The 8226-nt window shown below is 59.7% G+C and carries 7 protein-coding genes; 2 read left to right on the top strand and 5 right to left on the bottom strand.

The features are described from left to right. From B3Y70_RS13705 to B3Y70_RS13685, 5 genes are all read right to left on the bottom strand, one after another. On the bottom strand, positions 1–1253 hold a 1253-nt coding region (locus B3Y70_RS13705), incomplete at its 3' end, for an MFS transporter (RefSeq protein ID WP_288589955.1). An 80-nt stretch (positions 1254–1333) separates the two neighbouring features. After that, a complete protein-coding gene (locus B3Y70_RS13700) occupies positions 1334–2428 on the bottom strand; it encodes a DUF1513 domain-containing protein (protein ID WP_199452372.1) in 1095 nt (364 codons plus the stop codon). Between the two features lie 12 nt (positions 2429–2440). Further along, positions 2441–3475, bottom strand: coding sequence for an imelysin family protein (locus B3Y70_RS13695; RefSeq protein ID WP_153741019.1), 1035 nt, complete (start codon positions 3473–3475; stop codon positions 2441–2443). 9 nt (positions 3476–3484) lie between these two features. Next, the gene (locus B3Y70_RS13690) at positions 3485–4894 is read right to left on the bottom strand and encodes a di-heme oxidoredictase family protein (RefSeq protein WP_288589954.1); all 1410 of its coding nucleotides are present in this window, start codon (positions 4892–4894) and stop codon (positions 3485–3487) included. A 139-nt stretch (positions 4895–5033) separates the two neighbouring features. Continuing rightward, entirely contained in the window at positions 5034–6329 is a 1296-nt protein-coding gene (locus tag B3Y70_RS13685; protein ID WP_199452371.1) for an imelysin family protein, read from the bottom strand. 169 nt (positions 6330–6498) lie between these two features. On the opposite strand from B3Y70_RS13685, the gene B3Y70_RS13680 reads away from it, so the two are divergent. Then, on the top strand, positions 6499–7341 hold the full coding sequence (locus B3Y70_RS13680) for a 23S rRNA (adenine(2030)-N(6))-methyltransferase RlmJ (protein ID WP_199452370.1): 843 nt from the start codon (positions 6499–6501) through the stop codon (positions 7339–7341). Positions 7342–7357: 16 nt separating this feature from the next. Next, positions 7358–8226: hypothetical protein (locus B3Y70_RS13675; RefSeq protein ID WP_288589952.1), on the top strand; the 869-nt coding region annotated here is incomplete at its 3' end.

Below are 8226 nucleotides of genomic sequence, written 5' to 3'. Positions count from 1 at the left end.
CCCAATACCAGAATCACCGCCACGTCCGAAATCATGGAAATGGCGGCTGTGAACCCCCCGGTTACCAGCAGCAACACACCGATAACGGTATTGCTGACTGCTGTATAGTCTGTCCGTTTGTTGCCACCGGCCATATCCACCAGATAGGTTTTACGCCCCAGGCGCACGCCGGCATGGGCAATACTCAGCACAAAAAACGCGACCGGATAGAACCAGGCACCGCCAAACCCGGGGCCCAGCACCAGCGCCAGAACACCAACCACCAGGCAGACCGAGCTGGCCATGGCGGCACCCCGAATCATTACTCGGCGGCTGGAGGTGTCGGCGGCCCAACCCCAGAAGCTGGCGCTCAGGGAGCTGGCCAGACTGCTGGCGAGCAGAAAGACACCCAGCATCCAGCCGATATCGGATTCCTGTTGGGCGAGCACCACGAAATAGGGAGACGCGAGAGCCGAACACAAAAGCAGTGCACGAGTGATGACAAAATGCCTGAAGGGCGCATCGTCCCGTAGCAGCGACAGGCTTTTAAAAGCCTCGTTGATAGCGTTGCCACCGCCCCCTGTTTCCCCGGCGTACTCTTCCACATTGGCAAACAGAACCCCGGCAATCACCCACAGCGTAGCTGCCAGGAGCAGCAATGTGGTGTAGAACGCAATGCTGGGGTCGCCCCGATCCCAGAACAACAGTCCTGTGAGCACTACCGTGGCGGTGCCACCAATGGTGGTTGCCAGCCCAGACAGCCGACCCCGGCGGGTTTTGGGGATACATTTGCCCTGAACGTCTTTCATAGAGACCGAACAGAATCCCCGCGCCAGTGAAAACACAACAAGCGCCGCGACAATACCGCCACCGGCCGCATAGCCTTCAAGAAACCACACGCTTGCCGCCATCGCAGCCACGCTGACGGCCTGCCCGAAACTGCCCAGGGACCAGAACCATTTGCGCACCGCCTTGCGACGCACCCAGGCGGCGATCACCATTTGTGGCACCATGGAGCCGGATTCCCGGATAGGCACCAACCAGGCTACCAGAGCCGGTGCGCCAACGGCACTCATCAGCCAGGCCAGCACGGTCTTGGGGCTGATCAGCAAGTCTCCGAGTTTGGTGAGCACATTGCTGAACAGAATCAGGAAGAAGTTTCGGGGTACTTCCCGACAGGCTTCCTCCGGGATGTCTTTACAGACCCGTGCGTCCTCTTCGTTGGCAATCAGTCCGTAGAGCTGGTCGATGGTGTCGGGTTTGGTTGCTGGCAAAGGGCCGTCCTCCGGAAAAATGTTTGCCAAGCATACCAGTTAGCTCGGGTGTGCTTAAGCGGGAGGACCAGCGGTGCCGGTCAGACCAGGTGGTGGTCCCACTGTACCGGTAGCCGCGCGATGTCTTTCGCAGCTTGTCCGGCGCTCAGTTGCACCAGTCGGCCCTGTCCCGAGGACACCAGGAAATCGCCTCCTGCCAGAGTCTGAATGCCGGCGCAGTCAGTGATGCGGGCTTTGGCAACCAGCTCCCCGGTCTTGCCGCGGAAGACAATAGCGGTGCCGCCCACGGGGGAAGCGGCGGCGATCAGGTCGTTTTCAGGATGGGCCACCACGCTGGCGATGTAGTTGCCGAGGGCGGCCTGGGTTTCCGGGTCAAAGCGATATTCCCGGAGTTGCCCATCTTCTATGCGCGCCAGCAGCGGAGGTCGCTCGTAGAGCGGTCCCTGGTACTGGTAGGCAACATAGATTTTGCCTTCGGTGCTGACGCTGACGTGGCGGGAGCTCTGCTGGTGGTGGGCAGGGGTAAAGCGGCCAACGATCTGGCCAGACCGGCGGTCCATCAGAATCAGGGCCGGCTGCATGGTATCCAGATTGAGTTTGATGCGGTCGTAATCAGGGTGGGTCAGAATGCCGCCCAGGCCGATGACCAGAGTGTTGCCGTCCGGATGCAGGGTAAGCTCATGGGGCCCGATGCCTTCCAGTTCAAAGGTGTCCACCCGTTTATAGTCCTGCTCGGCATCGTAGACGGCGACAATGCCTTCGCCGGGCTGGTAGCGGCTGGCCGTGGCGTAAAGCCACCGGCCATCAGGTGAGAACACGCCGTGGCCGACAAAGTGTTCGCCTTCGGGGGCCATGATACGGTGTCTGCGTTGGCCGGTTTCTGCATCAAACACATAGAACGACCAGCCCGGTCGGCGCTCAAAAAACAGAGTATCTTTTCGGCCGGGCCGGTTACAGCCGCTGTGGCATCGGGTGTCTACCGGCGCCTGCCACTGAACGTTGCCGGATCGATCAAAGGCACTCACGCCAAAGCGTCCATCCGGCAGGCCAACCGCACCGGCATAGCGTTCGGGCTGTGGGCCGGTTTTGCGGGGGAGCAACGAGCAGCCGGTGAGGGTGGCGGCCATACCTCCGGCGATGGTGGCTTTGATCAGGGTTCTGCGATGGATGTGCATGGGTATACCTGTTCAGTCGCCGTCACTTGAGTTGAAGCCACGCACTACGCCAAGCGCCACGGCGGCTTCGTCATTGATCAGCGTTGAAAGCTGGGAGACATCCACAAAGAGCCCTTGCAGAATGCGGAACCGCTCATCACTCTCCATGAGCGTTGTCATGGCAGCATGGGCTTCCGGAAAGTTGTCAGCCACTTCCTCAAACTGCCTCTGAATGCGCTCTGCCAATCTGGCCTCGCCGTCGGTTTTCAGCAAAGTGATCAGTCCGGGAAGGTAGAATTTCTCGAGCCCTGCCACTGTTGCTTCCACCGCCATCAGACTCTGGCCACTGCGCCAGGCATCGGTGATGTAAGGATTGCGTTTGCCATTGCCTCTCAGGCCCATGGGCTGAGCCAGCCGTCGCTCTTCCAGTATTTCCAGTGCCGTCATGCCGGCTTTGATGGTGGTGTCGCGGTACGGCCCGGTGTCCAGATAGTGTTGTTTGAAACTCACCCAGCTGTCTGCGAGATCCCGGGCATTACGTGCCATATGCCGGGTTACCGCCGAGAGCACCTCACAGTTTTTGGCGGCGGGCAGGGCGTTTTCTCCACTGTTGAGTTGCTCATCGAACAGCAGGTATTCGGCCATGGGAAAGCCCTGAACCGCCACCCCGGATTGATTGATCACGTCGGCGTTAACGGGTGCTTCGGTGCCAAGCAGGTACCGGGCCTTGCGAGCGACCAGGTTCTTCGGGTCCGGCCAGAACTGGAATTGCCAGGACAGGTTGTTGTTCTCCACCGGGCCGAAGTCAACAAATCGGACCCGCTGCCAGGCCAGGAAGGCATCGAGCCAGGCATCGTTCAGGGCCGGTCGGCTGCCGGACGTCGGCGCATTGCAGTAGCCGACTGCCGCCGATGCCAGTTGTTCGGTTTCGGTTGCCAGCGATTCGTAGCCGTTTTGAATTGCGCCATGCCACTGTTCGCGGGCCCGGGTATCGGCGTTGGCCCCGAGCGCCGCTGTGGTGCAGACCAGCAGGGCGGAGGCGAAGAACAGTCTGGTGATCGGTTGCATAGTGGATCCTCAGAGTGAATTCAGAAAATCGATCAGGGCGCTGCGCTCCGGCTCGGCCATCTGACGATAGCGGTCAGCTGCCGGCCGGGCTTCGCCACCGTGCCAGAGAATGGCTTCTTCCAGCGTGCGGGCGCGGCCGTCATGCAGAAAACCGGACTGGGGGTTAACCACCTGGGCCAGGCCGATGCCCCAAAGCGGTGGCGTGCGCCACTCGTTGCCGTCAGCGAGGAACTCGTCCCGGCCGTCTGCCAGGGCCGGGCCCATGTCGTGCAGTAACAGGTCGGTGTAGGGCCAGATGGTCTGGTTGCTCAGATCCGGGCGGTCGGCCACTTCTCCGGTCTGGTGTTTCGGGGTGTGGCAACCGGCACAGCCGGTTTCATTGAATAGCCTGGCGCCTTTCTGCACGGATTCAGCGCCCAGATCCCGACGGGCAGGGACCGCCAGACTCTTGGCGTAGAAGGTGACAAAGTTGGCGACCTTGTCGCTCACTTCGGGCTCACCACCGTGAGTAAACCGTTCGCACTGTTGTTCCGGGGTGCAGTCGGTGGTGGGTTTGATGGACGATGTCAGGCCCATATCGCCGGCGAAGGCGCCCATGCTTTGCTGGTGCACATCCGGTTCCGCGGCTTTCCAGCCAAACCGGCCCGGCAGCGTTTGCTGGCTGGCGACATCCCACACCTGATTAAGCTTGCCGGAAATCCCGTTGTTGTCGGTATCTTCCGGATCGGCCAATGCCTCAAGATCGGCAATAGGGATGGCTTCCAGCAGTCCCATGCCGATCATTTGTGGTGCCACCCGGGGAGAGACCAGCAAATTTGCCGGCATAGGACCATAGTTGGGGTTCTCGATGCGATATTCCGGTTTGCGCAGTTCAACCACCGTTCCATCCCCAAGTGTTTCCTGAACGGGCTCCCAGTCAATCACCAGATCCGCTTCCGGTTTTGCGGCCGGCAGGGCCGCAGTCTGCAATTGACTGCCGTAGACCGGTGCGGGTTTGAAACCGTGCTTGCGCAGGAGTTCTGCATCCTTGACCGGATCGGCGGGTACTGCCAGCCGCAGGAACAGGGAGACAGGCGGTTCATCAACGCCGGGCGGGTGTCCACGGCCATCCTTGATGTGACAACCCTGGCAGGAGTTGGTATTGAACAGGGGGCCCAGGCCGTCCCGGGCATCGGTGCTGGCCGGTGCTTCCACCCAGGGATTGCGGAAGAAACTGTTGCCAACGCTGAAATCCAGGCGTTTGGTCATGGACAGGTTGCCCTGGGGCAGCGAGTAGGCGTTGGTGTCGGCCTGATTGACCGTGCCTTCACCGCCTGTGGCCGGTGTAGTTTGTATCGGGTAACCAGCGTGAGTCTCTGCAATCAGGGGTTGAGTGCTGAAGGCCAGCGGCAACAGACAGAAGATGAGTGCTCGTTTCATAACTACTCGCGTTTCAGAATGGAAGAAGCCATGGAAAATCGACCTTCGGGCATAAAGGAGGGTTTTCCATGGCTTGTTCTTGTTAGCAGGATACCGGGAGTTTCTATCTCCCGGTATCCGTTTACTGCAACCGGATCAATCAGAATGAATGGCCGGCGTCGTCCGGGGACAGGCCTTGAATGCCCAGTTGCCGTGCAGCCTGCTCGATAGAGCCGGTCTGCTCAACCAGCGCCATGATAGCACCGTTGATAATGCGGGTGCCTTCCGCGTTGCCCGGGGCGATCATGGTGTCAAAGGCCATCGGGTTCTGGCTGCTTTCGGCGCGGGCTTTCATGAGCGCCAAGGCTTCCATTGATGCGTCCAACTGACGGTTCAGGCGAGCATCCAGCTCCGGGTTGGTCTGCTCAACCAGATCAGACAGGGACGGGCCTGAAACCACAGAGCCATCTACGCGACGATAGGTGCCGGTATACACGTTCTGGATGCCCTGGCCGTTGTAGTAGTGCGAGTTGTGGGTGTTATCGCTGAAGCAGTCGTGTTCGTCTTCATAGGAGTTGGCTTCCAAGGCAACTTTCATGCGCTCACCGGCCAGCTCGCCGAGGGACAGGGAACCCATACCGAACAGCATTTTCTGGATGCCCTCGTCGGCGTTTGCGGACGTCAGCTGGGAACGGTAGTTGTCTGAGGTGCCCGGGGCCCACTGGGCAACCATCCACTCCAGATCATCGACCAGCAGATCAGTCACGGCATCCAGATACTGGGCACGGCGCTCACAGTTGCCGTTGGTGCAGTCGTTGCCTTTGGCGTAGTCAGTAACCGGGCGCTCGCCTGCGCCACCTTCAAAACCGTGCAGATCCTGGCCCCACAGCAGGAATTCGACCGCATGGTAACCGGTGGCTACGTTGGCTTCGGAACCGCCGACTTCGTTCAGGTCGGCCAGTAGTTCAGGGGTGAGTGTTGCCACATCCAGAGTTTCCCCGCCGACGTTAATGCTGTTGCTGGCGACGATGTTGGCGGTTGCACCGGCATTGCCGAGTTCGTGCTGGTAGTCGTCGGCTTTGACGTAGTCGATCAGGCCCTCGTCCAGTGGCCAGGCGTTCAATTGGCCTTCCCAGTCATCCACGATGGCATTGCCGAAGCGGAAAACCTCTGACTGCTGGTAAGGAACCCGTGAGGCCAGCCAGGCTTCTTTTGCCGCTTTGAGGTTGGCTTCGGTGGGGTTGGCAATCAGGCGGTCAGTAGCCTCGTCCAGCGCACGCGCAGTAATCAGGGCATCCTCGTAGGTGGCATGGGCGAGATCGGCGTAATGGGTTACCACCGATGCTTTGGTGGCCGGCGCACTTTGCTCGGCGGACCAGGGCGCGTTTGCGCAGCCCGCGGTAAGGGCTGTGGCAATGGTCAGTGCCAATGGGGCTGGGCGAAACAGGTTTTTCATTTCAAACTCCATGTTGATGAGGTCTTTTTGTAAATAAGAAATATTAGCGTTCAGATTATGGGTTTGGAAACCCTACATAGCAAGGGGTTTTTGATATAGGTGATTGTCGGGCCGCTTGCGTGGCCAAGGTGACTGCGGCTTAATGGGCTCCTGATTCCGGGAGCCTTTTATGCTGAGTTATCTTCACGCCTTCCACGCCGGCAACTTTGCCGATGTTCAGAAGCATGCCGCACTGTCGCTGGTGCTGGCCATGATGCAAGCCAAGAAAAGCCCCATAGCCTGTTTTGACACCCACGCGGGCAGTGCCCGTTACGATCTTGGCAGCGAGCGGGCCCGAAAAACTGCGGAAGCTGACGGGGGTGTTCAGGCCTTGTGGCGGATCCGGGAGCAACTGGCCTCCGGCGACTGGCAGCCGGTTCTGGAGGTATTGGCGCGGTACAACCCGGGTAATGGGCTGCTGCAGACGTATCCGGGCTCACCGGCATGGTTTGCGGAATTTTGCCGACCGGGTGATTCCGTCACCGCTTTCGAGCTGCACCCTTCGGAAGAGCGTCAGCTGACTCAGTGGGCTGATGAATCGGGGGTGAAGGTGCGCCATGAGGATGGCCTGAAAGGGCTCCTGAATTGTCTGCCGCCGGCACAGCCGCGACTGTTGGCGCTGATTGATCCTTCTTACGAAATCAAAACCGATTATGAGGCCGTAGCCCGGACATTGATGGCCGCGTGGAAAAAATGCCGCCATGGCGTCTATCTTATCTGGTATCCCCTGTTAACCAGTGGCCTGGAGCAACAGCTGATGGATTCGCTGAGGGCGTCCGGTTCAGTGCGCAAGATTCTTCAGTGCGAGGTTATGTTGGATCAGCCGCCCGAACGGGGCATGGTGGGTTCCGGCATGCTGATTGTGAATCCACCCTGGGGGTTTGATGAACGCTTTGCGGCCATGATGTCGGATCTGACCGGCCCCGATCGGCTCGGTCTGTCGCCTTCCATGGATTGGCTGGTGCCTGAATAGGCCCGGAGTATCGCCTTTGACTGACAACAACCAAGCTGATCACCCATGCCTGCCTGGCGGGCTGATTCCTCTGGAGCAATGGCGGGTTCCGGAGACCTCCGTCCGCAGAACCATTCGCAGTGGTCTCCGGGATATTCTGGATCAGTTAAAAGCGGGCATTCATCCTGACGAACAGGCGTTCAGAAGTCTGGATGATTTGCCTACCCTGTCGGAACGCCAGATTCAGGACTATGCCCCGGTACCGGATCGTGAAGAACTTGCCCGGGCTTTATTGAACGAGCTGGAACAGTTGCGCCGGTCAGGCGGGCAGTCACGCAAGGCCAGTTTTCTGGTGGCACCACCATTCTCAGGTATTGCCGAAGCTTTGGGGGCCTCGGGGCGGCGGGTGATCGCCCCGCCGGACAATCTGTTAATGCCTGAAAGAGACATTACCGGCTGGTGGGATCACCAGCTTCAGGACGATGACTGGGTAATACCGGAACTGGCAGATTTCTGGCTGCGACACCGGTCCGGTCTTGGCTTGTTGCGTGAATTATTCGCGCGCCTGGCGCGGGATAAAGTGGGTGAGGGCATCATTGGCTGTTCCAGCTGGTGTTGGCAGTTCTGGGCTCAGTACCTGCCAGAGCTCCACCTGGCCCCATTGACCCCCAGCCCTTTGTCGGGGGATCGTCTTACCAACTGGCTTGGACATCTGGCGGGGGAGCGCTCGCAAGGACCACTGACGGCGAGAATGACCCAGGATGGCCTGTATGTACTGCCGGCGCCAACCGGGGACGACGAGCGAAAATACAGCCTGTTTACCCGGGATTTGGCCACTTTGGCTCGGGGAAATCCGGGGGTTGCCCTGGCTATCTGGCGCCGAACTCTTCGGGCACGGCCCGAGGA

Source organism: Marinobacter sp. UBA5687, assembly GCF_002420325.1.
Taxonomy (GTDB): domain Bacteria; phylum Pseudomonadota; class Gammaproteobacteria; order Pseudomonadales; family Oleiphilaceae; genus Marinobacter; species Marinobacter nauticus.
Note: the sequence above shows the minus strand (reverse complement) of the source record. Positions and strands in the feature narration are given on the sequence as shown.